The sequence below is a fragment of the Streptomyces sp. NBC_01255 genome, from assembly GCF_036226445.1.
Taxonomy (GTDB): Bacteria; Actinomycetota; Actinomycetes; order Streptomycetales; family Streptomycetaceae; genus Streptomyces.
Window position 1 is genome coordinate 4929794 of the sequence record NZ_CP108474.1, and the last position, 22947, is coordinate 4952740.

The 22947-nt window shown below is 71.8% G+C and carries 23 protein-coding genes; 16 read left to right on the top strand and 7 right to left on the bottom strand.

Going from position 1 to position 22947, the window contains the following annotated elements; translation table 11 throughout:
• Positions 1 to 80 precede the first annotated feature (80 nt).
• Complete coding sequence (locus tag OG357_RS22230; RefSeq protein WP_329622809.1) at positions 81 to 1538, top strand: menaquinone biosynthesis decarboxylase; 1458 nt, start codon at positions 81 to 83, stop codon at positions 1536 to 1538.
• Positions 1535 to 2437, top strand: a complete 903-nt coding sequence (mqnP, locus tag OG357_RS22235) for a menaquinone biosynthesis prenyltransferase MqnP (protein WP_329622810.1) — start codon at positions 1535 to 1537, stop codon at positions 2435 to 2437. Before OG357_RS22230 ends, mqnP begins: the two co-directional genes overlap by 4 nt.
• Before the next feature lie 4 nt (positions 2438 to 2441).
• Here the strand turns inward: mqnP and OG357_RS22240 are convergent, their stop codons facing one another.
• Positions 2442 to 3212, bottom strand: a complete 771-nt coding sequence (locus OG357_RS22240) for a TetR/AcrR family transcriptional regulator (RefSeq protein WP_329622811.1) — start codon at positions 3210 to 3212, stop codon at positions 2442 to 2444.
• A gap of 182 nt (positions 3213 to 3394) precedes the next feature.
• Between OG357_RS22240 and OG357_RS22245 the strand changes: the two genes are divergently transcribed.
• The 5 genes from OG357_RS22245 to OG357_RS22265 are packed head-to-tail and all read left to right on the top strand — an operon-like array spanning position 3395 to position 8769.
• Positions 3395 to 4252 (top strand): glycosyltransferase family 2 protein, encoded by an 858-nt coding sequence (locus OG357_RS22245; RefSeq protein WP_329622812.1) that lies wholly within the window; start codon positions 3395 to 3397, stop codon positions 4250 to 4252.
• Positions 4249 to 5568, top strand: coding sequence for a glycosyltransferase (locus OG357_RS22250; protein WP_329622813.1), 1320 nt, complete (start codon positions 4249 to 4251; stop codon positions 5566 to 5568). The genes OG357_RS22245 and OG357_RS22250 overlap by 4 nt, the downstream gene beginning before the upstream one ends.
• Positions 5565 to 6950 carry a lipopolysaccharide biosynthesis protein gene (locus OG357_RS22255; protein WP_329622814.1) on the top strand — a complete coding sequence of 462 codons (1386 nt, stop codon included), beginning with the start codon at positions 5565 to 5567 and terminating at the stop codon, positions 6948 to 6950. Before OG357_RS22250 ends, OG357_RS22255 begins: the two co-directional genes overlap by 4 nt.
• Entirely contained in the window at positions 6947 to 7963 is a 1017-nt protein-coding gene (locus tag OG357_RS22260; RefSeq protein ID WP_329622815.1) for a glycosyltransferase family 2 protein, read from the top strand. Before OG357_RS22255 ends, OG357_RS22260 begins: the two co-directional genes overlap by 4 nt.
• Entirely contained in the window at positions 7960 to 8769 is an 810-nt protein-coding gene (locus OG357_RS22265) for a polysaccharide deacetylase family protein (protein ID WP_329622816.1), read from the top strand. The genes OG357_RS22260 and OG357_RS22265 overlap by 4 nt, the downstream gene beginning before the upstream one ends.
• A 53-nt stretch (positions 8770 to 8822) precedes the next feature.
• Here OG357_RS22265 and OG357_RS22270 read toward each other — a convergent pair whose 3' ends face one another.
• From OG357_RS22270 to OG357_RS22285, 4 genes are read right to left on the bottom strand one after another with little or no spacing between them, the layout of a single operon-like run.
• Positions 8823 to 9671: a glycoside hydrolase family 16 protein gene (locus OG357_RS22270; protein WP_329622817.1), complete on the bottom strand. Its 849-nt coding sequence runs from the start codon at positions 9669 to 9671 to the stop codon at positions 8823 to 8825.
• Positions 9668 to 10951, bottom strand: a complete 1284-nt coding sequence (locus tag OG357_RS22275; protein ID WP_329622818.1) for an NAD(P)-binding domain-containing protein — start codon at positions 10949 to 10951, stop codon at positions 9668 to 9670. The genes OG357_RS22270 and OG357_RS22275 overlap by 4 nt, the downstream gene beginning before the upstream one ends.
• Before the next feature lie 16 nt (positions 10952 to 10967).
• Positions 10968 to 11357, bottom strand: coding sequence for a hypothetical protein (locus OG357_RS22280; protein WP_329622819.1), 390 nt, complete (start codon positions 11355 to 11357; stop codon positions 10968 to 10970).
• 10 nt (positions 11358 to 11367) lie between these two features.
• Positions 11368 to 13161, bottom strand: a complete 1794-nt coding sequence (locus OG357_RS22285) for a glycosyltransferase (RefSeq protein ID WP_329622820.1) — start codon at positions 13159 to 13161, stop codon at positions 11368 to 11370.
• 145 nt (positions 13162 to 13306) lie between these two features.
• Between OG357_RS22285 and OG357_RS22290 the strand changes: the two genes are divergently transcribed.
• From OG357_RS22290 to OG357_RS22305, 4 genes are all read left to right on the top strand, one after another.
• A complete protein-coding gene (locus OG357_RS22290; RefSeq protein ID WP_329622821.1) occupies positions 13307 to 14554 on the top strand; it encodes a carboxylate--amine ligase in 1248 nt (415 codons plus the stop codon).
• Positions 14555 to 14612: 58 nt separating this feature from the next.
• Positions 14613 to 15704: a phosphotransferase family protein gene (locus tag OG357_RS22295; RefSeq protein WP_329622822.1), complete on the top strand. Its 1092-nt coding sequence runs from the start codon at positions 14613 to 14615 to the stop codon at positions 15702 to 15704.
• Positions 15701 to 16789, top strand: coding sequence for a GNAT family N-acetyltransferase (locus OG357_RS22300; protein WP_329622823.1), 1089 nt, complete (start codon positions 15701 to 15703; stop codon positions 16787 to 16789). The genes OG357_RS22295 and OG357_RS22300 overlap by 4 nt, the downstream gene beginning before the upstream one ends.
• A 97-nt stretch (positions 16790 to 16886) precedes the next feature.
• Entirely contained in the window at positions 16887 to 17555 is a 669-nt protein-coding gene (locus OG357_RS22305) for a UbiX family flavin prenyltransferase (protein WP_329625656.1), read from the top strand.
• Here the strand turns inward: OG357_RS22305 and OG357_RS22310 are convergent.
• Positions 17552 to 17677, bottom strand: coding sequence for a hypothetical protein (locus OG357_RS22310; protein ID WP_329625835.1), 126 nt, complete (start codon positions 17675 to 17677; stop codon positions 17552 to 17554). The genes OG357_RS22305 and OG357_RS22310 overlap by 4 nt on opposite strands.
• A gap of 125 nt (positions 17678 to 17802) precedes the next feature.
• Here OG357_RS22310 and OG357_RS22315 point away from each other — a divergent pair, with 125 nt between their 5' ends.
• Positions 17803 to 18258 (top strand): Lrp/AsnC family transcriptional regulator, encoded by a 456-nt coding sequence (locus OG357_RS22315; protein WP_024761206.1) that lies wholly within the window; start codon positions 17803 to 17805, stop codon positions 18256 to 18258.
• 61 nt (positions 18259 to 18319) lie between these two features.
• Positions 18320 to 19483 carry an aminofutalosine synthase MqnE gene (mqnE, locus tag OG357_RS22320; protein WP_329622824.1) on the top strand — a complete coding sequence of 388 codons (1164 nt, stop codon included), beginning with the start codon at positions 18320 to 18322 and terminating at the stop codon, positions 19481 to 19483.
• 56 nt (positions 19484 to 19539) lie between these two features.
• On the opposite strand, the gene OG357_RS22325 is transcribed toward mqnE, so the two are convergent.
• Entirely contained in the window at positions 19540 to 20070 is a 531-nt protein-coding gene (locus OG357_RS22325; protein WP_329622825.1) for a GNAT family N-acetyltransferase, read from the bottom strand.
• Between the two features lie 130 nt (positions 20071 to 20200).
• Between OG357_RS22325 and OG357_RS22330 the strand changes: the two genes are divergently transcribed.
• The 3 genes from OG357_RS22330 (at position 20201) to OG357_RS22340 (ending at position 22929) form a co-directional block, all read left to right on the top strand.
• A complete protein-coding gene (locus tag OG357_RS22330) occupies positions 20201 to 20467 on the top strand; it encodes a DUF4229 domain-containing protein (protein WP_329622826.1) in 267 nt (88 codons plus the stop codon).
• Positions 20468 to 20847: 380 nt separating this feature from the next.
• Positions 20848 to 22194, top strand: coding sequence for a dicarboxylate/amino acid:cation symporter (locus OG357_RS22335; protein WP_329622827.1), 1347 nt, complete (start codon positions 20848 to 20850; stop codon positions 22192 to 22194).
• A 108-nt stretch (positions 22195 to 22302) separates the two neighbouring features.
• Positions 22303 to 22929 carry a TetR/AcrR family transcriptional regulator gene (locus OG357_RS22340; protein ID WP_329622828.1) on the top strand — a complete coding sequence of 209 codons (627 nt, stop codon included), beginning with the start codon at positions 22303 to 22305 and terminating at the stop codon, positions 22927 to 22929.
• The last annotated feature ends 18 nt before the right edge of the window (positions 22930 to 22947 follow it).

The window sequence follows — 22947 nt, forward strand, 5'->3', positions numbered from 1 at the left end:
CCCCTGGAAGCGGTGGCGGGGGCGCGTTTCGGCGGCCCCGGTGACAGGTCAAGGGTAGCCGGTGACCGATACTGGCCCTTATGGCTTACGACGATCTCCGCTCGCTGCTCAGGGCCCTTGAGCGCGAAGGCGACCTCAAGCGCATCAAGGCCGAAGTCGACCCGTACCTGGAGGTCGGGGAGATCGTCGACCGAGTGAACAAGGCAGGAGGTCCGGCGCTTCTCTTCGAGAACGTCAAGGGCTCCTCGATGCCGCTCGCGATGAACGTCTTCGGGACCGACCGCCGGCTGCTCAAGGCCCTCGGCCTGAAGTCGTACGGCGAGATCAGCGAGAAGATCGGCGGGCTGCTCAAGCCCGAGCTTCCGCACGGTTTCGTCGGGGTCCGCGAGGCCTTCGGCAAGCTCGGCTCGATGGTCCACGTGCCGCCGAAGAAGGTGAAGTCCGACGCCGCTCCCGTCCAGGAGGTCGTGCTCACCGGGGACGACGTCGATCTCGACGCACTCCCCGCGCTGTTCACCTGGCCCAAGGACGGCGGCTCCTTCTTCAATCTCGGGCTCACGCACACCAAGCACCCCGAGACCGGCGTGCGGAACCTGGGGCTCTACCGGCTCCAGCGGCACGACAAGCGCACCATCGGCATGCACTGGCAGATCCACAAGGACAGCCGCAACCACTACGCCGTCGCGGCAGCGAAGGGGGAGCGGCTGCCGGTCGCCATCGCCTTCGGCTGCCCGCCCGCCGTGACGTACGCGTCGACCGCCCCGCTGCCCGGTGACATCGACGAGTACCTGTTCGCCGGCTTCGTGCAGGGCAAGCGGATCGAGATGGTCGACTGCAAGACCGTGCCGCTCCAGGTGCCCGCGCACGCCGAGGTCGTCATCGAAGGGTGGCTGGAGCCGGGTGAGACCCTGCCGGAGGGGCCCTTCGGCGACCACACCGGGTTCTACACGCCGCAGGAACCGTTCCCCGCGCTGAAGATCGACTGCGTGACGATGCGGAAGCGTCCGCTGATCCAGTCGATCGTCGTCGGCCGGCCGCCCACCGAGGACGGGCCGCTCGGCCGGGCCACGGAGCGGTTCTTCCTGCCCCTGCTCAAGATCATCGTGCCGGACATCGTCGACTACCACCTGCCGGAGTCGGGCGGCTTCCACAACTGCGCGATCGTCTCGATCGACAAGAAGTACCCGAAGCACGCGCAGAAGGTCATGCACGCCATCTGGGGCGCGCACATGATGTCGCTGACCAAGCTGATCATCGTGGTCGACAAGGACTGCGATGTGCACGATCTGCACGAGGTGTCCTGGCGGGCCCTCGGCAACACCGACTACGCCCGCGACCTCACGGTGGTGGAGGGGCCGGTCGATCATCTGGACCACGCCTCGTACCAGCAGTTCTGGGGCGGCAAGGCCGGTATCGACGCGACCAAGAAGCTGCCCGAGGAGGGCTACACCCGGGACGGCGGCTGGCCGGACATGGTGGAGTCCGATCCGGCGACGGCGGCCCTCGTGGACCGCCGCTGGAAGGAGTACGGGCTGTGACCACGGCCGCCGTACCGGGCGCGGATCCGGGGCGTACGAAGGCGTTCCTGCGCCTCGTGATGATCGAGCACTCGGTCTTCGCGCTGCCCTTCGCGTACACCGCCGCGCTCACCGCGATGTACCAGGTGGACAAGAACATCCACTGGTGGACGCTCTTCCTCGTCACCGTCTGCATGGTGGGCCTGCGGACCTTCGCCATGGCCTGCAACCGGATCATCGACCGCGAGATCGACGCCCGCAATCCGCGGACGGCGGGGCGCGAGCTGGTGACCGGGGCGGTGTCGGTGCGGTCGGCGTGGACCGGGGCCGGGATCGCGGTCGTGGTGTTCCTGGGCGCCGCGGCGCTGCTCAACCCGCTCTGTCTGGCGCTCGCGCCGCTCGCCGTCATCCCGATGGTCGTCTACCCGTACGGCAAGCGGTTCACGAACTTCCCGCACGCCATCCTCGGGCTCGCCCAGGCCATAGGGCCGATCGGTGCCTGGCTCGCGGTCACCGGCGAGTGGTCCTGGGACGCGGTGATCCTCGGCCTCGCGGTCGGCATCTGGATCGGCGGCTTCGACCTGATCTTCGCCTGCCAGGACGTCCAGGCGGACCGCGCCGAGGGTGTCATGTCCGTCCCGGCGCGCTTCGGCATCCCGGCGGCGCTGTGGGGCGCGCGCGCCTCCGCGGTCGTGACGACGGGGCTGCTCGTCTGGTACGCGGTGGCCACGGACGCGGGGATGTTCTTCTGGGTCGGCCTCGTCATCGTGGCGGCGGCCTTCTGTTACGAGCACTCGATCGTGAAGCCGAACGACCTGTCCCGGCTCAACCGGGCGTTCTTCACGACGAACGGCTTCATCGGGATCAGCCTGTTCGTGTGCGCGCTGCTCGATCTGCTGGTGCGCGGGCTGTCTCTCTGATCGTTCACGATTCGGGGGCGAAGCGGTCCAGGAGGGCGTCCAGGCCGATGGCCAGGCCTTCCGGGGCGCCGTGCCGGGCGAGTGTCGGGGCGGCGCCGCGCAGGTGCGGGAGCTCGCGGGCCGGCATGCGGTGCAGGCCGAGGCGGAAGGCGGGATCGGGCTCGTCGGGGTTGTCGACCATGGCCCGCAGGTCTCCGAGGATGTAGCCGAGGACCCAGCCGGTGACGGCCCGGAAGGCCATGACCGTGGCGTCCTCGTCCAGGCCCGCCCGCTCCAGGAGGGCCAGGATCCGCTCGTGGTCCCTGAGGACGGGGAGCGGGCGGCGGGCGAGTGGGACCGCCAGCATGCGGGTGGCCAGGAGCGGGGCCACCTGGGGGTGCGCGAGGGCGACCCGGTAGGTCGCGGCGGCGATCCGGTGGAGCTCGTTCCGCCATCCGGGTGCTTCGTCGGAGGCGGCCAGCTGTTCCTCCAGCTCGGTGTAGAGGGCCTCCACCAGACCGTCGAGGAGTGCGTCCTTCCCGGCGGCGTACCGGTACAGCGCCATGGCCTCCACTCCGAGCTCCGCGCCGGTCCGGCGCATGCTCAGCGCGGACAGTCCCTCACGGTCGACCAGCTCCAGGGCGGTGGCGAGCACGCGCTCGCGGCTCAGGCGGCCGTACCGCCCGTGGTCGCCGGCCCGCCGGCCAGGCGCGCGGCGGCCCGATGCGGGGGCCGATGGGGGCTTGGATGCGGGCCCCGATGCGGGCTCCGGTGAGGGGTCCTTCTCGATCGCCATGTGTCCGCCTTCGCTGTGCACTCCTTGACCACAGGACATTCAGGGATAAAGTGTACATATACGGCGTAAACGTACGTATGGTGCATCGCACGGGTGGACGTACCTGTCACCTGGCATCACACTCCGGCGGACGGCCTCCGCAGCACGACGCGACCGTGCACCGATTCGATCCCGGAGCCATCATGACCACTCACCCGACTCTGCGGCAGAACACCGACTTCCCGCCCACAGAGCACCCACTCCGCCGCTCCACCGACTCCGCCCCGCACCCCATGCGGCGCGCCGAGGACAAGGAACCGACCCGGCTCGCGGTGAGCCTGGTGATCCCGGCCCTCAACGAGGCGCGCAACATCCCCTGGGTCTTCGAACAGATCCCGGACTGCGTCGGCGAGGTCCTGCTGATCGACGGCGACTCCCACGACGCCACCGTCCGCATCGCGACCCAGATCCTGCCCACGGTCCGCAGCCTGAAGCAGAGCGGGAAGGGCAAGGGGAACGCGCTGCGCACCGGCTTCCTCGCGGCGCGCGGCGACTACGTGGTGATGATGGACGCCGACGGCAGCATGTCGCCCGCGGAGATCCCGCACTTCGTGCACTTCCTCGAGAACGGCTACGACTTCGTCAAGGGCTCCCGCTTCGTCGAGGGCGGCGGCTCCCTCGACATCACGCGCTTCCGGCAGCTCGGCAACCACGCCCTGCTGGCGCTCGTGAACCGGCTCTACGACGCCACGCTGACCGACCTCTGCTACGGCTTCTGCGCCTTCCGGCGCAGCTTCCTCGACCAACTCGACCTGCACGCCACCGGTTTCGAGATCGAGGCCGAGATGATCGTGCACGCGCTGCGCTCCGGACTGCGGATCGCCGAGGTCCCCAGCCTCGAACTGCCCCGCCGCAACGGCCGGTCCAACCTGCACGCGATCTCCGACGGCCGCCGGGTGCTGAAGACGCTCCTGTCCGAGCGCCCCGGCGGGCCGAAGGCGTCCGCCCGGCCGACGTCCGCCCAGCCGGCGTCCGCTCCGTTGGAGCGGAGCGCGTCGTGACCGGCGGACGGCCGCTCGCGTCGGCCGCGCCGCTGCCCGTCGTGGACATCGACCTCGCCGAGCCCGGGGCGTTCCGGCGCCCCGGGGGCGGGGTGCGGACCAGGCCCTCCGGCCGCGCGCTCGGTCTCGTACGGTTCCACGGCCGTCCGCTGGGGATGGCCGAGGCGTCCGGCGGCGGGCCCGAGGAGCTGTGGCAGGCGCTCGCGGCCACGGCGGTCCGGGAGTTCGCGGTCACCGACGAGGACCCCGCCCGCGCCCAGCCGCACCGGACGTCCGTCGGGACGCCCGCGATCAGCGTGATCGTGGCCACGAGAAACCGCGCCGGAATGCTCCGCGACTGCCTGGACTCGCTCCTTGCGCAGACGTACCCGCGGTTCGAGGTGATCGTCGTGGACAACGCCCCGGCGGACACGACCACGGAGGAGCTGGTCCGGCGGGAGTACGGCGGCGGCACACGTCCCGTGGTCCGCTACCTGCGCGAACCCGTGCCCGGTCTCGCCCGTGCCCACAACCGCGGGCTCGCGGCGGCCCGTGGCGGGATCAGCGCCTTCACCGACGACGACACGCTCGTCGACCCGCTGTGGCTGACCGCGCTCGCCGCGCCCTTCCTGGCGGACCCCCGCACCGGATGCGTCACCGGGCTCATCGTCCCCGCCGAGCTGGACACCGAGGCGCAGCTCGCGCTGGAGCGGCACGGCGCGTTCGCGAAGGGGTACGCGCCCCGCGTCTGGTCGCTGCGCGCTCCGCCCGCGGACCCGCTGTTCCCGTTCACCGCGGGCCGTTTCGGCTCCGGCGCGAACATGGCGTTCCGTACGGAACTGCTGCGCGACCTCGGCGGCTTCGACCCCGCCACCGGCGTCGGCACCCCCGCGCACGGCGGTGACGACCTGCTCTCCTTCTTCCGGGTCCTCGCCCGTGGCCGCTCCCTCGCCTACGAGCCCGCCGCGATCGTCTGGCACCGGCACAAGCGCACCCCCGAAGCCCTCGACGCGCAGGCGTTCGGCTACGGCGCGGGCTTCGGCGCCTATCTGGCCGGGGCGATCGTCCACGAACCCCGCATGCTGCCCGCGCTGCTGCGACGGCTGCCCGGCGGCGTACGGTACGCGCTCACCCGACACCACGAACGTGGTGGACCGGACTCCGGGCGTGGCGCCACGGCGTCCCGGCTCACCCGCCTGGAGCTGCGCGGCATGCTCTACGGCCCGTACGGCTATCTGCGCAGCCGGCGGATCGAGCGGCGGCTACGACGGCGGACCGAAGGCCGCCACGACGACCTCGCGCACCCCGACCCGCGGAGACGGGGCGGACCCCGATGACCTATCCGCGGATCGCACGGCACGCCCGGAGGTCACCGGCGGCCGGCACCACGGTCGCGTTCGTCGACGGCAGGACTCTCCCCGCCGCGCACCGCTCGGTCGGCCAGGTGGTCCGGTCCGGCGTCACCGCGGTGTTCCCCCGAGACCCGCTGCTGCGCAACGGCCACCTCCTCGCGATCAGCTCCCTCGTCAGCGCCGCGCTGGGCTCCCTCTTCTGGGTGCTGGCCACGCGCTGGTACGACGACGAGGTGGTGGGCCTCAGCTACTCCGCGCTCTCCATGACCCTGCTCCTGGCCAACATCGGCCAGCTCAACCTCTCCGACTTCCTCGTCCGGTTCGTGCCCTCCGCCGGCCACCACACCCGCCGGCTGATCCTCCTCTGCTACACCGTCAGTGCCGTGATGAGCGCCCTGGCGGCCTTCTGCTTCCTGCTGCTCGTCCCCAAGGTCGCCCCCGGCCTCGACTTCCTGCTGACCCCCGTGACCGCCGTCTGCTTCATCACCGCCACCGCCGGATACGCCGTCTTCGTGATGCAGGACGGCGCGCTGACCGCGGTGCGGCGGCCCGGCTGGGTGGTCGGCGAGAACGTGATCTTCGCCTGCGTGAAGATCGGGCTGCTCGGCATGGGCGCGGCCATGGCGCTCTTCTCCGGCATCCTGCTCTCCTGGGTCGGGGCGCTCGCCGTCTCCCTCCTCGTCGCCAACTTCGTCCTGCTGCGGCGGGCCGTACCCGAACACGTGCGGGTGTCGACACAGGCGAAACGACCGGACCGGGCCCTGCGGTACGCCGCCGCCGACTACTTCGGCTCGCTGTTCCGGATGGCCGCGTACACCGTGGTCCCGCTGATGGTCCTGAACGCTCTGGGCGCCGAGCAGAGCGCCTACTTCTCGCTCGCCTGGATCGTCGGCTACGTGCTCTACCTGGTCGCCCGCAACCTCGGCAGCTCCCTCGTGGTGGAGGCCGTGAGCAACCCGGAGCGGCTGGTCGAGCACACGGTGAGGATGCTGCGCCACACGGGTCTGCTGCTCGGCGCCGGCATCGTCTTCGTCGCCGCGCTCGCGCCGCAGATCCTCTGGTTCTTCGGCCCCGGGTACGCCGAGAACGGCACCACCCTGCTGCGGCTCCTCGCCCTGTCCGCCCTGCCGAACATCGTGGTCAGCCTCGCCATCGACGTGTGGCGGGCGCGGCGGCGCCTGCGGTGGGCCGTCGGGGTGCAGATCGCGATGTGCGTGATGGTCCTGGGGCTCACCAAGATGCTGCTGCCCACGATGGGCATCACCGGCGCGGGCGTCGCCTGGCTGGTGACCATGTGCGTGCTCGCCACGCCCCTGCTGATCTGGCGGAACCGCTGGCTCACGACCGGAACCGGGAGGTCCTCGTGAACACCGACACCCGCAGCCTGCCGACTCTGACCGTCGTCGTCTGCGCCTACACCCTCGACCGCTGGGACGACCTGCGGGCGGCGGTCGGGTCGCTGCGCGCCCAGCGGCGTCCCGTGGAGGAGACCGTCCTTGTCGTCGACCACTGCCGCGAACTGTACGAGCGGGCGGCCGCCGCCTTCCCCGGTGTGCGGGTGCTCGCCAACGCCGAGCGCCAGGGCCTGTCCGGGGCACGCAACACCGGTGTGGCCGCTGCCCGTTGCGAGGTCGTGGCCTTCCTCGACGACGACGCGGCCGCCGATCCGGACTGGTCCGGACGGCTTCTCGCCCGCTACGCCGACCGTGCCGTCGCGGGCGTCGGCGGTCTGGTCCGGCCGTGGTGGGTCACCCGCCGGCCGGTGTGGTTCCCGCGCGAGTTCGACTGGGTGGTCGGCTGCTCGTACCGCGGACTGCCCGAACAGCCTTCCCCCGTACGGAACTTCATCGGCGCCAACATGTCCTTCCGCCGGTCCGAGCTGCTCGCCGCCGGAGGGTTCCGGACGGATCTGGGGCGCGTGGGGACCCGCCCCCTCGGCTGCGAGGAGACCGAGCTGTGCCTGCGCATCGCGGCCCGTGACCCGGCCGCGGTCCTGCTCCACGAACCCGCCGCCGCGGTCCGCCACCGCGTGCCCGCGGCCCGCGCCACCTGGGCGTACTTCGTCGCCCGGTGCTACGCGGAGGGCCTGTCCAAGGCGCACGTCGCCCGGCTCGGCGGCACCCGCGCCGCCCTGGCCAGTGAGCGCGCCTATCTGCGCTCGACCGTCCCGAGGGCGTTCGTCCGGGCACTGCGGCCCGGCCGCCCCGGCGGTCTGCGCACCGCCTCGGCGCTCGCGGGAGGCGTCGGGGTGACCGTCGCGGGATACGTCGCGGGCCGGGTCCGGCATGCGGAGCCGGACCCGGTGCCGGACCCGGCCCCAGGGCCGGCCGCCGTACCGGCCCTGGGACGGGTGGGGGACGCCGGCGGGGGGCTGCCATGACCGCCGTGCCCGTCTTCCTCTACCACTCGGTGGCGTCCGACCCGGCGCCCTGGATCGCGCCGTTCACGGTCGGCCCGCGGGTCTTCGCCGAGCAGCTGGAGATGATCGTCGACAGCGGTCTGCGGCTCGTGCCGCTGCGCCGGCTGGTGGCCGCGCAGCGCGGCGGCCCGCCGCTCCCCGACCGGGCCGCGGTCCTCACCTTCGACGACGGTTTCGCGGACTTCCACTCGACGGTGCTGCCCCTGCTCGCCCGGCGTGACCTGCCCGCCACCCTGTACGTCACCACCGGCGCGCTGCGCGGCCGGGCCGGCGGGCCGACGGAGGGCGTCTTCCCGCCGGAGTCCCGGATGCTGAGCTGGCGGCAGCTCGTCGTCCTCGACGCGTACGGCATCGAGATCGGCGGCCACACGCGGACGCATCCGCAGCTCGACACCCTGCCCGCCGACCGGGCGTGGGACGAGGTGGCGGGGTGCGGACGCGAGCTGGAGGACTTCCTCGGCCACCCGGTCACCTCGTTCGCCTATCCGCACGGGTACTCCAGCCCCGCGGTGCGCGAGCAGGTGCTCGCGGCGGGCTGGACGTCGGCCACGGCGGTGCGGGACGCGTTCAGCTCGGCGGGTGACGATCCGCTGCGCATCGCCCGGCTGATGGTGCGCGCCGACACCGACCGGGAGCGGTTCCGGCAGTGGACCACGGGCGCCGCGGCGCCGGTCGCGCCGTTCCCCGAAGGGCCGAGGACCAGGGGGTGGCGGGCCTACCGCCGGATGCGGGCACGGCTGAACATGCCGTACAAGGCGGTCTCCTGAGGGGGCCCGGGGCGGGGCGCCTCACCGTGCCGGGAGGCGCCCCGCCCCCCTGCTCACCGCTCCCACACCCGTACCCAGTCCACGTACATCCGGGCCGTGTCGACCGTGTCCGGCGGGGAATTCGGCACCCCGACCGCCAGATTGATCAGCACCTCCATGGGCACGTCCGGGATCCGTTCCGTGTCCGTCACCCGGAGGCGCTCGACGCCGTCCACGTACCAGACCAGCGCGTCCGGCTCCCACAGCAGACCGAACATGTGGAACCGGTCCGGGAAGTCGGCCGGGCCGTACGTGCCGCGCTGCCGCTCCTCGTCGCCGTCGGACCCGCGCCAGTGCACGTACATGCTGACCTGCTCGGTGGTGTCCAGGAACTCCATGATGTCGATCTCCGGCGGCGTGAACTTCGACTCGGGCATCATCCAGAACGCCGGGAACATGCCCGCCTCGGGCGGGATCCTGATCGCCGCCTCGAAGTAGCCGTACGTGAACGTGCGCCGGGGCTCGGCGTACCAGTCGTCCCGGCCGGTGGAGATCATGCCGGAGATCCACGGGTAGGTCCGGTCGTCGCTGCCCTCCGTCTCGCGCCGCTCGGCGGTGAGGGTCAGTTCGCCGTTCCGCACCGAGACCTGCTCCGGCAGGTACCACTGCTCTTCGTCGTTGCCGCTGTTGGTGCAGCCGTCCTTGTTCCAGTCGTAGCAGGTGGTCCACGTCCGGTCGTCGAGTTCCGTCCCGTCGAACTCCTCGTCCAGGACGATCCGCCAGGAGCCGGACGGCGGCGGCCCGGTGGTGGGCGCCCGCGGGGTCTCGGCCGTTCCGGCGCAGGCGGTGGCCGTCATCAGCAGGGCGGACGACAGGGCCAGCGCCACCCGCCGGAGGGGCCGGCGGGCGCCCTTCGCGGTCACCGTGTCCCGCCCGCGACGGAGCCCGCCACCGAGGCCGCGACCCGGTGGGCGGCGAACGTCGTGCCGTGGACGAACCGCAGGAGCGGGCCGAATGTGGGGGCCGCGGCCAGTCCGGTGAAGTACAGGCCGGGGACCGACGACTCGAACCCCGCCGAAAGCACCGGCGCGCCGCCGGACGAGGTGGCCACCGACGTCCGCAGCGCCGGTTCCAGGACGGGGATCCTTCCCACGTCCACCCGGTAGCCGGTGGCCGCCAGGACGTGATCGGTGTGCAGGACGTCCCGCCGTCCCGCCGGGTCCTCCACCTCCAGGCGTACGGCGCCGTCCGTGCCGTCCTCCTGCCGGGCCGACACCAGGCTGCGGGCGCACCACACCGGGAAGTGTCCGTCCACCCGGTCCCGGAGCCACCAGGCGCCGGACGGTCCGAGCACGGTGCGGAGGAAGTGGGCGCGTACCGGGAGCGGCAGACGGCGGTAGGCGGCCGGGCCGTGGCTGACCGCGAACAGCGACCAGCCCGGGCCCAGCGCCGAGCCGGGTTTACGCAGCCGGGTGGACCGGGACCGGGCGGCTGGCCGGTCCGCCGGCGGAGGGTCGCCGAACAGCAGGGCCCGGGTCCGGGCGATCACGACGGGCCGGGCGCCCGCCTCGTGCAGCAGCGCGGCGCTCTCCAGGGCCGACTGGCCCGCGCCGACGACGGCGACGCGTCGGCCATCGAAAGCGGTGAAGTCCTGGTGGTCGCAGGAGTGGGACGCGAGGCCAGCCGTGACGAGCGGCGCCAGTGCGGCCGGCCGGTGGGCGTACGCGACGAGTCCGGTGGCCACCACCACGGCCCGCGCGGTGACCTCCTCGCCGGTGTCCAGGGAGACGCCGAACCCGCCGTCGGCGGTCCGCACCTCGCGTACGGCCGTACGCTCCACGTCCGGCACCAGGCGCTCCTGGAACCAGTGGCCGTACGCGATGAACTCGTCCACCGGGATCGGATAGGTGTCGCCGACCGGCGGCCGGCCTCGCGCGGCGCGGAAGTCCGCGAACCGGTGCCCGCTCTCGGGGGCGGAGATCGAGGAGGCTGCCGGGACCGACTTGAGGAACATGCCGTCGGGCATGTGGGCCCGCCAGGTCGCCATCGGATCGCCGAACACGCGGGTGGTCATGCCGTTCGCGGTCAGCCAGGCGGCGGTGGCGAGTCCGAACGGACCGGCTCCGACGACCACCACGGGAAGCCGCCGGCGCGCGCCGGCGCCGGGGTGCGGGGGCGGGATCGGGGGCGGGTCCTGGGCCATCGCGCGCCTCCTCTCTTCAACCAGCGTGCACCTCCGTGTCCCGGTTCCGCGCGCCGGAGCGGCCGGGCAGCAGGGCCAGGACGGAGGTCAGGACGGCGAGGGCGAGGAGGGACCGGGTGGCGGTGAAGACACCGCCGAGGAAGAGCGCGACGGCCACGAGGGTCGCCATCGCGAGACCGAGCACGAGGCTGACGAGGGCGGTCTCCAGGGCCGCGGCCGGGTTGCCCCACAGCGGGCTGCCGGCCGGCCGCAGGACGCGCAGGGCCGCGAGCCCCGGGCAGACGAGCAGGAACGCGGTGACGACGGCCACCCGCACCGGGGCGGCGTCCGGCAGCGCCGTGGCGAGGAGCGCGAGCCACCCGGAGGCGGCGAGTCCCAGGCGCGGGAGGATCGGCGGGAGGTTCACGAGTGCCTCCTCAGTCCGGTGGCGGTGTCACGTAGCGGTAGACGATCGCGTCGCCGTTGTCGTAGACGCGGGTGAAGCCCGGTGCGCCGGCCAGCGCGGCCTGCAGCCGCTCCGAGACGTCGGCCGGCAGGGCCCCGGTGACGTAGAGGTTCATGTCCTGGGCGCGGGTGAGGACGATGTACGCGGGCTTCTCCTCGGTGGCGCCGTAGATGAAGCCGGTCACCCCTTCCAGCGGGTCGACGACCATCTGCCGCAGGTCGTCCTCGTCCTGGTAGGCCAGCTGGACCCGGCGGTGTTTCTCGTAGTCCAGGTCGAGGTCGGGCACGTCGGCGGTGAGCGAGACGATCGTCGAGCCCGGTGGGGCGTTCTCGATCACGTAGCGGGCGGCGGCGACCTCCTTGAGCGTGTACTGGTTCAGGGCCTCCTTGCCGAAGTAGCCGAAGACCAGCCCGCCGAGCATCGCGAGGAGGACGGGGTAGACGGCGAGCGTGCGCCCGACGCCCCGCCGGTCGCTCGGCGGCAGCAGGAGGACCGCCACCAGGAACGCGGCGGCGGGCAGCGCGAAGAGGTAGGCCCGGAAGAGCATCTCGCCGCCGTAGGCGTTGACGGCGAGCAGCGGCAGCGGGGCCGCGGCCAGCAGGGGCAGGCCGGTGCGCCAGGTCCACCGGTGGGTCAGGAGGCCGGCCAGGGCCAGGACGGCGACCGCGGCCGACAGACCGCGGTCGACCCAGGACAGCAGGATCTGTCCCGGTGCGGCGTCGCCCAGGGCGGCGAGGCCGGAGGTGACGTTCTTGTCGGGCTCGGTGAGGGACTCGATGACGCCGGTGATGTTGACGGAGATGTACGACCGGGCCACGGTCGCGTCCCAGACGGCGGTGAGGACGACCGCGGCGATCAGCACCGGCAGCGCCAGGCGTCGGCTGCGGCGGGGGAAGGACAGCATGGCCATGGCGGTGATCAGCATCAGCGGTGTGAGCGGGTGGGAGACCACGATCGCGGCCACGATCACCACGACCACCACGAGGAGCCCGGGCGGCCAGCCGTCCCGGCGGTCCGGATCGGGGCGGGGGAGCGCCGACGACGGCAGCTGCCGGTACAGGAGGGCGATCACGGTCAGGAAGAGCAGGAAGGCGAAGGACTGCGGCGCGAAGTAGTCCTGGCCCACCCAGGAGCAGCTGTAGAAGATCCAGACGGCGCCCCATACGAGCCGCCGGTCGCGGGTCACGCTCCGGTACACCAGGAGCAGCGGGGCCAGCAGTAGGACGTTGGCGACCGGAGGCGTCCAGGAGGCGTACCCGACGGCCGAATCCAGGCCGGTGATCTGCAGGAACATCGCGTGGAGGTCGAAGAACCCCGGCCACTCGTTGTAGACGGAGAACTTGTCCGCGTTCGGCACCTCGCCGCCGTGCCGGTTCACCGCGTCGATGACCGCCAGGTGTTTCCAGGCCCAGGAGTAGCGCAGGGTCGGGTACAGCAGGGTGGGTGTGGCGTGGAGCAGGGCGATCAGCGCGAAGACGTAGCCGGCCAGCCAGGCGCTGTGGGTGCGGCGGTCGCTCAGGGCCAGCAGGAAACCCAGCGTGAGCAGGGCCGTCGCGACCCAGAAGAGCGGGGGCAGGACCTGGAGCAGTCCGAGGTCCCGCATCTTGTCGAGCGGGACCGAGCGCAGCGACAGCAGCCAGAGGGCGACCGAGACGGGCAGGACCACCCGTGCGGCCCAGACGCGGACCACGTCGGCCCGGGTGCGCGCCGCCGGGGCGGGGGTCTGCTCGGCGGCGGACTGCTCGGCGGCGGGCTGCCCGCTCATCAGGACACGTCCGTGACCTGTTCGGCGGGACCGCGCCTTTCGGGAAGTCGCAAAAGGGGCATAGTGGTGGTAATTCTAGAACGCCCCCTGCTGTGGGGCCTGATGAGGACGTCGGGCCCCCGGAGAACCCGCCGAAGGGAGAGCCGTGAGGCAGCGTGCGCCGGGCGACCCCTTCCTCGATCCGGCGGTGCCCGCGCTCCTTGCCAAGATCGGCGGGTACCCCCAGCACCACGGCGGGCTCGGCGTGGTGCGCAGCCTCGGCCGGGCGGGCGTCACCGTCCATGCCGTCGTCGAGGACCGGCTCACCCCGGTCGCGCTCTCCCGTCACCTGTCCCGCGCCTTCGTCCGGCCGACGACCGGCCTGGAGCGGCAGGACGAGCTCGTCGCGGCCCTGCTCGACATCGGCCGGTCCATCGGTACGCGCTCCGTCCCCGTGCCGACCGACGACGAGGCCGCGATCCTGATAGCGGAGCACTACGACGCCCTGTCCGAGTGCTTCCTGCTGCCCCGGGTGCCGCCGGGCCTGCCGCGGCTCCTGGCCGGGAAGGCGGGCCTGCACGTCCTCTGCGAGGAGCTGGGGGTCCCGTCGCCGCGCACCAGGGTGCCCGTCACCCGCGACGAACTCGTCGACGCGGGCAGGGACCTGGGCTACCCCGTCGTGCTGAAGAACCGCGACGCGTGGACCAGGCTGCGCGACCCGGCCGTGGGCGGCACCACCGCGGTCCGCGACGAGCGCGGCCTCCTGGACCGGTTCGCGCCGGGCGTCCTGCCCCCGCTCCTGGTGCAGGAGTACATCCCGAGGGAGTGGGCGGAGGACTGGATCACCCACCTGTACTGCGGATTCGGGGGCGAGCCCCGGGTCGCGTTCACCGGTCTGAAGCTGCGGTCCTGGCCGCCGCACGCCGGGGTGACGACCCGGGCCGTGGCGTTGGGCAACCCCACCCTCGTGAAGCTGGCCGCGGACCTGTGCCGCCGGATCGGCTACAGCGGCGCGGCGGACCTCGACTGGCGCTACGACCGCCGCGACGAGCGCTACAAGCTGGTGGACTTCAATCCGCGGACCGGCGCCCAGTTCCGGCTCTTCGAGAACGTCGACGGCGTCGACGTCGTACGGGCCATGCATCTCGACCTGACGGGCCGTGACGTGCCGCGGGGCCCGCAGGTCGAGGGGCGGGTGTTCGTGGCCGGACAGCTCGACCTGCCGTCCGTGGCGGCATGGCTGCGCGAGGAGCACCGGCTCCCGCCCGGCCTGCTGCCGGGACCGGAGACCGAGCGGGCCTGGCTCAGCCGTGAGGACCCGCTGCCGGCCGTGGCCGAGGCCGTCCGGTTCCTCGGCACCGTCGCCCGCCGTGTCGGCCGGGAGGTGCGGGCGGGCGGCGCGCGGAGGTCGTAAAGGCCTTGTTAGAGTGAAATATCCGCATTCATTCGTCGATGGATGGCCGGGAGGATCCGTGGACACCGCCCTCCCCCGGACCGCGCCGGGGGAACGGTCCGGCCCCGGACGGTCGGGATGGAGCGGCTTCCTTCCGCTCGATCCGAACCCCCTGCTGACCCGGCCGCTCGACCTGGTGCGGGCCCGCCGCCTCGCCGGCCTGCTGCGCGGCCGGGACGTCCGCTACCGCGATCTGCACCGGCTGGAGCGGACCGTCTCCGACCTGCTGGTGTTCCGCCTCGACGACCGCGCGGCGGAGCCCCTCGTGATCAAGTACCCGCGCAGTGCCCGCGCGGCCGGATCCCTCACCCACGGCTGCGCGGCCCTGCGCGAACTGGCCGCGGACGACCGGGTCGGGGCGTGGCGACGGCTGCTGCCGCCGGCCGAGGAGCTGCGGTACGACGGCCGGCTGCTGCTCGTGGCGGAGCGCTGCCTGCCGGGTGTCGAGGGAGACGTACTGCTCCGGCGCGCACCCGGCCGGGCCTGGCCCCTGGCCGTCGCGGCGCTCGACTCCGTCGCCGCCCTGCACCGCGCGACCGGCCGCCCGGAGCGCGCCGAGCGCAGGACCGCCGACTGGGTGGACGCCCGCCTGGCGGTGCTGGCCCGGGAGGTCCCCTGGTGCCGCGGGGCCCGCGGGACCGCCGCCGTACGGGCCCTGCGGGAGCGCCTCAACAGCGGCCTGGCCGGGCGCACCCTGACCGCCGCCTGGACCCACGGCGACTACCACCCCGGGAACATCCTGGTGGACGAGGAGAGCGGGGCGCTGTCCGGGGTGATCGACTGGGCGGACGCGCGCCCCGACGGGCCGTGCGCCGTCGACTCGTACCTCTTCGTCCTCACCCTGCGGCGGCAGCGCGAGCGGCGGGAGCTGGGGCGGATCGTGGCCGACGCCGTGCGCCGCGGCGGCCTGCTGCCCGAGGACCGCGCCCTGCTCGCCCACTCCGACGTCCCGCCCCCGGGGCAGGAGTCCGACGAGGCCCTGCTGCCGCTGCTCACCTGGCTGTGGCACGTGGCGGGGAACGCGGCCAAGTCCGCGCGCTACGGACGCAGCCGCCGCTGGGTGGCCGGCAACGTGGTGCCGGTCCTCACCGAGGTGGTGGCGCGGCGATGAGCACGGTGGAGGTCCTCGCGCGGACCACCGCGGCGGGCCCTGTACGGGTGACGTCCCCGGCACCGCGCGACGCCTGGTGGCGGCTGGCCGAGGAGGACGGGACCACGCTGGTCACCCAGACCCCGTCCTGGCTCGACTGCGTCTGCGACACGGGACCGTACGAGGACGCCAGCCGGCTGTACGCCTTCGAGGGCGGCCGCCGGGTCCTCGTCCCCCTCGTCCGGCGGCGCGGCCTGCCCGGACGGCTGACCGCCGAGGAGTCCTTGCCGTCCGTCTGGGGGATCGGCGGGCCTCTGGCGTCCCCGGGCGCGCCCGACGCGGAGGAGGCGCGGGTCGTCTTCCGCGACCTGGCCAGGCGCCCGGCGCTGCGGGTCGGCGTGCGGTTCGGGCCGGACGCCGACCCGGTGTGGCCGGCCGCCGCGCCGCCCGACTTCGTCGCCGAGGGACTCACGACACACGTACTGGACCTGAGCGGGGGCTTCGGCACCGTCTGGGACCAGCGCTTCCACCAGCGGGCCAGGCGGGACGCGCGCAAGGGGGAGCGGTCGGCCGTCGAGGTGGAGATCGACCGCGAGGGCCGGCTGGTGGGGGAGTTCTACGGGCTGTACGAGACGTCCATGCAGCGGTGGGCCCGGCAGCAGCACGAGCCGTGGGCGGTCGCCCGCCTGCGCCGGTCCCGGGCGTTTCCGCGGCGGTACCTGGAGGCGGTCGCCGACCGGTTCGGCGCCTCGTGCGCCGTCTACCTGGCCCGCGTGGACGGGGAGCCGGCCGCCGGCGTGGTGGTGGTGTCGTACGGAGGCCGGGCGAAGTACTGGCGCGGCGCGATGGACAAGGAACTGGCCCATCCGGTGCGGGCGAGCTTCCTCCTGCAGCGGCTCGCGATCGAGGACGCGTGTGCCGAGGGCCGCGCGTTCTACGTCATGGGCGACTCCCGTCCTGGGTCCTCGCTCGCGCGGTTCAAGGAGGGGTTCGGGGCCGAGGGGCGCCCTTCCCTCCGCTACCGCCGCGAACGCCTTCCCCTGACCGAGGGGGACCGCCTGGTGAAGGCGACGGCCAAGCGGCTGCTGCGCTTCCGGGACGCCTGACCGAGGTGGTCCAGGGGCGGGCCGGTCCCGGGAGCGTGCCGTGCTCAGGCCTGGCTTTTCCCGGCCGGATAGGCTCACTGTCGTGGAGTCGCAGGAGATGAAGAGTCGTCGGCCCTGGGTGGTGGGGGTTTCGGGCGCGTCGGGTACGCCGTACGCGGCCGCCGTACTGAGGGGGCTGCTCGCCGCGGGTGAGAGCGTCGACCTCGTCGTGTCGAGGGCCTCGCGGCTCACGCTCCTCGACGAGACGGGGATCTCCTTCCGGGACGCGCACTGGCGCGAGGACCTGGCGACCTGGCTGGCGCGGGGCGCCGACGGGAAGCCCGGCACGTTCGACGTCGGGGACGCGCTGGAGGACGTGCGGTACTGGGCGGCCGGGGATCTGGCCGCGGGGCCGTCCTCGGGCTCGTACCCGGCGAAGGGGATGCTGGTGGTGCCGGCCTCGACCGCCGCGGTGGCGGGAGTGGCACTCGGGCTCTCGAAGGACCTGCTGCAGCGGGTCGCGAGCGTGACGCTGAAGGAACGGCGGCCGCTGGTGGTCGCCGTGCGGGAGACCCCGCTGAACGGTCAGACGCTCAAGCACATGGTGGCGCTGGACGAGGCGGGCGCCGTGGTGCTGCCCGCCTCTCCGGCGTTCTACGCGGGGGCGACGCACATCCAGGATCTGGTGGACTTCGTCGCCGGGCGGGTGCTGGACGCGGCAGGTGTGCCGCATCGGCTGTACCGCCGGTGGGAGGGAGAGCTGGGTGCGGCTCTCCAGGCTGATTAGCGCTTCTTGGCGCGCTTCTTCGCGGCGCGCTTCGAGGCGGAGGTCGACTGGTGGGCACGCGAGCGGTTGGCCAGTTCCTGCAGCTCGCGCATACGGGCGTAGGCCATCTCGATCGTGTACACGGTGAACACCACTCCTGAAAGATCGTCTTTGATCAACTGAAAGATTCACAGGGCGTCTTCCCTGTGTACCTTAGATTCTATACCTAAACTCGCGGTATCGCTGGACAATGGAAGGCCTCATACCTATGGACGCCGTGGACAGGCAGCTCATCCAGGCTCTGCGCGAGAACGGTCGTGCCTCGTACGCCGAGCTCGGCCGGCTCGTCGGGCTCTCCGGCCCCTCCGTCACCGACCGGATCAACCGTCTTGAGGCGGCCGGGGTCATCACGGGCTACCGCGCCACCGTCGACGCCGCCTCGCTCGGCCTCGGCGTCACCGCCCTCATCGGCATCTCCCTCTCCGACGCCGCCGACCACGAGGACGTGGCCCGCCGCCTGAAGGACCTCGCCGAGATCGAGGACTGCTGGTTCATCGCCGGCGACGACTCCTTCATGCTCAAGGTCCGCGTCGGCGACGTCGACGGCCTGGAGAAGACGATCCGCCGCCTCAGCGGCACGAAGGGCGTCTCCCGCACCCGTACGACGATCGTGCTCTCCACCAAGTGGGAGAACCGGGTCGGAGACCTGCCCGAAGAGGGCTGAGAGTACGGTGGGGGAGCCTGATTTCGGAGACGTCGGAGACAGAAAAGGGAGGCGGCCGTACATGGACGCTGGACTCAAGCGCGAACTTGAGCAGAAGGTCCGGGACGGTGAGCGGCTGAGCCGCGAGGACGGCATCGCCCTGTACGAGTCCGACGACCTCGCCTGGCTCGGCGGGCTGGCCCACGAGGTCCGGACCCGCAAGAACGGCGACGTGGTGCACTTCAACGTCAACCGTCACCTCAACATGACGAACGTGTGCACCGCCTCCTGCGCGTACTGCTCCTTCCAGCGCAAGCCGGGCGAGAAGGACGCGTACACCATGCGCATCGAAGAGGCCGTGCGCCTCGCGAAGGCGATGGAGAACGACAACCTCACCGAGCTGCACATCGTCAACGGGCTCCACCCCAACCTGCCCTGGCGGTACTACCCGCGCTCGCTCTCCGAGCTCAAGAAGGCCCTGCCGAACGTCTCCCTCAAGGCCTTCACCGCCACGGAGATCCACCACTTCGAGACGATCTCCGGGATGTCGGCCTCCGACATCCTCGACGAGCTGATCGAGGCCGGTCTGGAGTCCCTGACCGGCGGCGGCGCCGAGATCTTCGACTGGGAGGTCCGGCAGCACATCGTGGACCACCGCACCCACTGGGAGGACTGGTCCCGGATCCACCGCCTGGCGCACTCCAAGGGCCTCAAGACGCCTTCGACGATGCTGTACGGGCACATCGAGGAGCCGCGCCACCGCGTCGACCACGTGCTGCGGCTGCGTGAGCTCCAGGACGAGACCGGCGGCTTCCAGGTCTTCATCCCGCTGCGCTACCAGCACGACTTCGTCGACATGCAGGACGGCAAGGTCCGCAACAAGCTCCAGGCGCGCACGACGATGGCGACCGGCGCGGAGGCCCTGAAGACCTTCGCTGTCTCCCGCCTCCTCTTCGACAACGTGCCGCACGTCAAGGTCTTCTGGGTCATGCACGGCGTCCAGACGGCGCAGCTCGCGCTCCAGCACGGCGCGGACGACATGGACGGCTCGGTCGTCGAGTACAAGATCACGCACGACGCCGACAACTACGGCACGCCGAACAAGCTGGGCCGCGAGGACCTGCTGGAACTGATCAGGGACGCGGGCTTCCGCCCGGTCGAGCGGAACACCCGCTACGAGATCATCCGCGAGTACGACGGCCCGGACGCGAACCGCCGCGAGACGCCGCAGTCGATGCGGTTCTGACGACGTGTGAGGCATGAGGAGAAGGGTCGGCGGGGACACCCCGTCGGCCCTTCTTCTCATAGGGGCAGCAGCATGATGATGTCGTCGCGGTCGTCGCCGGGGGCGACCCGGATCGCGTCGGGGACGCGGCCGACCTCCTTGTAGCCGGACTTGGCGTAGAAGCCTTCGACCCCGGTGCCGCCCCGGCAGGTCAGCCGGATCGCGTCGATCGCCTCGAAGCCCTCGGCGGTGCGGGCGGTGTGCTCGACGGCGGCCATGAGGTCGGCGCCGTAGCCCTTGCCCTGGTGGCGGGGGTGGACCATCACCGTGTAGAGCCACACCCAGTGGGTCATCAGCGGGTGGGTGTTGAAGGTGAAGAACGCGGTGGCGGCGACCTCGCCGTCCTCGTCGCGGCCGACGAGCAGGCGCGTACCGCCCTCGGTCATCGCGACGAGGTGCCTGAGCAGCGCGGGGCGGATCGCTTCGGGGGTCACAGGGGGGACGAAGCCGACGGCGCCGCCCGCGTTCGAGACGTCCGCCCAGAGGGCGAGCACGCCGTCGCGCAGGGTCCGGTCGACCGCCGGATCCACCTCGAAGGTAAGGGTCATGAAGGCATTCTATCTATTACTCGTCGCGGCTCAACCCCCCGCTCCCGGCGACCGCCCCTCCCCGTGCTTCACTGGAGGGGCGCTCGTCCCGTATGGGAACTTTTCGGAACGGAAGAGTGGACTGACTGACATGCTCCGCTACTCGCTGATGCGGCTCGGCATCTTCGCCGGGTGCTTCTTCGCCCTGTGGGGTCTCGTCTACGTCGGCGTGCTGCCGCGCGGCCTGGGCGACTCGAACCTGCTCTGGGTCCTCGGCCTCGCCATCGTCGTCTCCGCCCCCCTCAGCTTCGTCCTCCTGCGCAAGCAGCGTGACGACATGAGCGTCGAGATCGTCGGGAAGGTCGACCGCGCCAAGGGTCGACTGGCCTCGAACCGGTCCCAGGAAGACGCGCTCTAGCCCATATAAGGGCTGCGTAAGCTTCGTCACAGATCCACCCGGATCCTCCCGGATCCCACCCACCCCAGCTGGAGCTTCCCAGGCTCCTGCCTGGGGTGTTCTGCGTTTCGGAGGCGCGGAGGCCTCTTCAGGTCTCAAAGAATGGCTTTGAGGATCTCAAAGTTCAAGTGTTAACGTGTTCGACATGACGACAGCAGTGCGCCTTTCCCATGCCGCGAGCATCCCGCTCGTGGCGCGCCTGCACGTCGATCTGTGCCGCTGTATGTCCGCGGTCTGTTGCCGCGAGCTCTGACCCGGCATCATGCAGCGGCCCGCGTGAAAACGCGTGTGTGCCGCACCCCCGTCCCGTATTCCCCGATACGCACCTGTGGAGTGTGTCTGTGTCCGCGTCCGCGACCACACCCGAGCAGAAGTCCCCGGCTTCCTCACGCATACCCAAGATCCCCTTCTGGGCCCAGATCATCGCCGGTCTCGTCCTCGGCGCGCTGCTCGGCTGGATCGCCCGCAGCCAGGACGTCTCCTGGCTGAAGGAGACCCTCGGCCAGGTTGGCGACATCTTCGTCCAGCTGCTCAAGCTGGCCGTCGCGCCGCTCGTCTTCTTCGCGATCCTGGTCTCGATCACCAACCTGCGGAAGGTGAACAACGCCGCCAGGCTCGCCACCCGCACGCTGCTCTGGTTCATGATCACCTCGCTGATCGCCGTTGCCATCGGCCTCGCGATCGGCCTGATCACCAACCCGGGCTCCGGCACCGGCCTCACCCCGCAGGACGGCAAGCTGCCGAAGCGCGAGGGCTCCTGGATCGACTTCCTCACGGGCATCATCCCGTCGGACGTCATCACGCCCTTCACCGAGCTGAACGTCCTTCAGATCGTCTTCATGGCCGCCGTCGCCGGCATCGCCGCCCTCAAGCTCGGCGACCGCGCCAAGCCGATCCTCACGCTCTCCGAGTCGATCCTGGAGCTCCTCCAGAAGGCGCTGTGGTGGGTCATCCGCCTCGCCCCGATCGGCACCGTCGGCCTCATCGGCTTCGCCATCGCCGACTACGGCTGGGAGCTGATCGGCAAGTACGCGACCTTCACCGCCGACGTCTACATCGGCTGCGCTCTGGTCCTCTTCGGCGTCTACCCGCTGCTGCTCGCCACGGTCGCCAAGGTCAACCCGCTCCAGTTCTACAAGGGCGCCTGGCCCGCGATCCAGCTGGCCTTCGTCTCCCGCTCCTCGGTCGGCACCATGCCGGTCACCCAGAAGGTCACCGAGCGCCTCGGCGTCCCGAAGGAGTACGCCTCCTTCGCCGTCCCGTTCGGCGCCACCACCAAGATGGACGGCTGCGCCGCGATCTACCCGGCGCTCGCCGCGATCTTCATCGCGCAGATCTTCGACGTCCAGCTCGGCATCGGCGACTACCTGCTGATCGCCTTCGTCTCGGTCATCGGCTCGGCGGCCACCGCCGGTCTGACCGGCGCGACGGTCATGCTGACGCTGACCCTCTCCACCCTGGGCCTCCCGCTGGAGGGCGTCGGCCTCCTCATGGCGATCGACCCGATCCTGGACATGATTCGCACGGCGACGAACGTCGCAGGTCAGGCGCTCGTCCCGGTGATCGTCGCCGCCCGCGAGAAGATCCTGGACCACACCGCGTACGCGAACGCCTCCTCGTCCCCGCTCGACGAGCTGGTCGCGGTCGGCGAGACCGACCAGAAGGTCGCGGTCACCGCCGCCGCCTGACGTACTCGCCCCGCCTGAACGCCTTCGTGCCCCCTGCCCCCGTCCGGGCAGGGGGCACGTAGGCTTTGGCGGGGCAGCCGATCGATCTTGGAAACAGGGGTGGGCGCCATGACGGACGGCGCGAAGGCGCGGCGGTTGCCGCGGGCCGTTCGGGAGCGGCAGATGATGGACGCGGCCGTGTGCTGCTTCGCCCGGCACGGGTACCAGACGGCGTCCATGGACGAGATCGCCGAGCTCGCGGGGGTCTCCAAGCCGCTGGTCTATCTGTATCTGGGCTCCAAGGAGGAGCTGTTCACGGCCTGCATCCGGCGGGAGGCGGGCGCGCTGCTCGCCGCGGTGGCCGCCGGTGTCGAGGACCGGAGCCGGCCCGCCGACGAGCAGTTGTGGGCCGGGCTGCTGGCCTTCTTCACGTACGTCGCGGACCATCCGGACGCCTGGGTGGTGCTGAGCCGGCGGGCGTGGACGCAGGGGGAGCCGTTCGCGGCCGAGGCCTCGCGGATGCGGGAGGAGATCGCCGCCTTCGTGGCGGGGTTGCTCGGGGATGCGCACGGGGGTGTCGCCGGGCGGGAGGTGGAGGCCCTCGCGCAGGCGCTCGTCGGGGCCGCCGAGTCGCTGGCCGACTGGGCCGGTTCGACGCCCGGGATGACGGCCAGGGACGCCGCCGCGACGCTGATGAACTTCGCCTGGGCGGGGCTCGGAAACCTCATGAAAAGCGAGCGCTGGTCTCCCCCTTGAGGCTTACCCCACAGTAAG

Excerpts from the sequence above, each read along its gene's own strand:
- OG357_RS22230 (WP_329622809.1), top strand. The coding sequence starts at position 81 with ATGGCTTACGACGATCTCCGCTCGCTGCTCAGGGCCCTTGAGCGCGAA.
- OG357_RS22240 (WP_329622811.1), bottom strand. The coding sequence starts at position 3,212 with ATGGCGATCGAGAAGGACCCCTCACCGGAGCCCGCATCGGGGCCCGCA.
- OG357_RS22245 (WP_329622812.1), top strand. The coding sequence starts at position 3,395 with ATGACCACTCACCCGACTCTGCGGCAGAACACCGACTTCCCGCCCACA.
- OG357_RS22255 (WP_329622814.1), top strand. The coding sequence starts at position 5,565 with ATGACCTATCCGCGGATCGCACGGCACGCCCGGAGGTCACCGGCGGCC.
- OG357_RS22265 (WP_329622816.1), top strand. The coding sequence starts at position 7,960 with ATGACCGCCGTGCCCGTCTTCCTCTACCACTCGGTGGCGTCCGACCCG.
- OG357_RS22275 (WP_329622818.1), bottom strand. The coding sequence starts at position 10,951 with ATGGCCCAGGACCCGCCCCCGATCCCGCCCCCGCACCCCGGCGCCGGC.
- OG357_RS22285 (WP_329622820.1), bottom strand. The coding sequence starts at position 13,161 with ATGAGCGGGCAGCCCGCCGCCGAGCAGTCCGCCGCCGAGCAGACCCCC.
- OG357_RS22300 (WP_329622823.1), top strand. The coding sequence starts at position 15,701 with ATGAGCACGGTGGAGGTCCTCGCGCGGACCACCGCGGCGGGCCCTGTA.
- OG357_RS22305 (WP_329625656.1), top strand. The coding sequence starts at position 16,887 with ATGAAGAGTCGTCGGCCCTGGGTGGTGGGGGTTTCGGGCGCGTCGGGT.
- OG357_RS22315 (WP_024761206.1), top strand. The coding sequence starts at position 17,803 with ATGGACGCCGTGGACAGGCAGCTCATCCAGGCTCTGCGCGAGAACGGT.
- mqnE (WP_329622824.1), top strand. The coding sequence starts at position 18,320 with ATGGACGCTGGACTCAAGCGCGAACTTGAGCAGAAGGTCCGGGACGGT.
- OG357_RS22325 (WP_329622825.1), bottom strand. The coding sequence starts at position 20,070 with ATGACCCTTACCTTCGAGGTGGATCCGGCGGTCGACCGGACCCTGCGC.
- OG357_RS22330 (WP_329622826.1), top strand. The coding sequence starts at position 20,201 with ATGCTCCGCTACTCGCTGATGCGGCTCGGCATCTTCGCCGGGTGCTTC.
- OG357_RS22340 (WP_329622828.1), top strand. The coding sequence starts at position 22,303 with ATGACGGACGGCGCGAAGGCGCGGCGGTTGCCGCGGGCCGTTCGGGAG.